Origin of the sequence: Pseudomonas sp. CM25 (assembly GCF_013179705.1) — a bacterium.
In the GTDB taxonomy this organism is placed as follows: Bacteria; Pseudomonadota; Gammaproteobacteria; order Pseudomonadales; family Pseudomonadaceae; genus Aquipseudomonas.
This window is the reverse complement of the sequence record NZ_JABMCW010000715.1, coordinates 1-639: the sequence shown is the minus strand read 5'-3', so window position 1 is coordinate 639 and position 639 is coordinate 1. Positions and strand designations below refer to the sequence as shown.

1 protein-coding gene is annotated in these 639 nt (G+C 66.0%); it reads right to left on the bottom strand.

Going from position 1 to position 639, the window contains the following annotated elements; translation table 11 throughout:
• Nucleotides 1-577: DUF998 domain-containing protein (locus tag HP546_RS30885; protein ID WP_172233839.1), on the bottom strand; the 577-nt coding region annotated here is incomplete at its 3' end.
• Between the last annotated feature and the right edge of the window lie 62 nt (nucleotides 578-639).

Genomic DNA, 639 nt, shown 5'->3' with positions numbered 1-639 from the left:
GCACCGACACAGCGTAGTTCAGGCGCTGGTACAGGCCGAACAGCTGGCCGCTCTCGACCGCCTGGCCCATCAACCCGGCAGTGACGATGGCAAGCACCAGACACGCCAGGGAAAACAACGCCAAGGCCCGCGAGCCGGCAAGCCGATTGCCCAGCCAGGCCCACAGGGCGCTGGCCAGGGTCAGCGAGAGAAACATCAGCAACCCGGACAGGTTGTGCAGTTGCTGGGAGGTGGACGGCTGCGCGGCTGCGCAACCCTGGTCGCAGGGGAACCAGCCGGTGCCGAGGCTGCCAACGCCATGCAGCAACACCAGGCCGGCGCTCAGCAGCGCAAGCTTCGAGCCACGCCAGCGCCGCGCCAGGCCCCAGGCGAACAGTGCAAACAGCGCGGCCAACGGGAAGTTGTTGACCAGCGGCGACCAGCTGCTGGTAGGCGAGCCAGCGGCGCCGAGCTGGCTCATGGCCTGTTGCAGGTGGTCGTAGCCGGGATACGCGCGTGCCGTGAGCCATACACCTGTCAGCAGCCACAAGGGGATCAGCAGGCCACTGGCGAGTAAAGCGCGGTCGACAGATTTCATGCTGCGTTTCCTTCCATGGATAAGTGAGCGTGAAGGCACACAGTACCGCGCAGTGCAGGCTC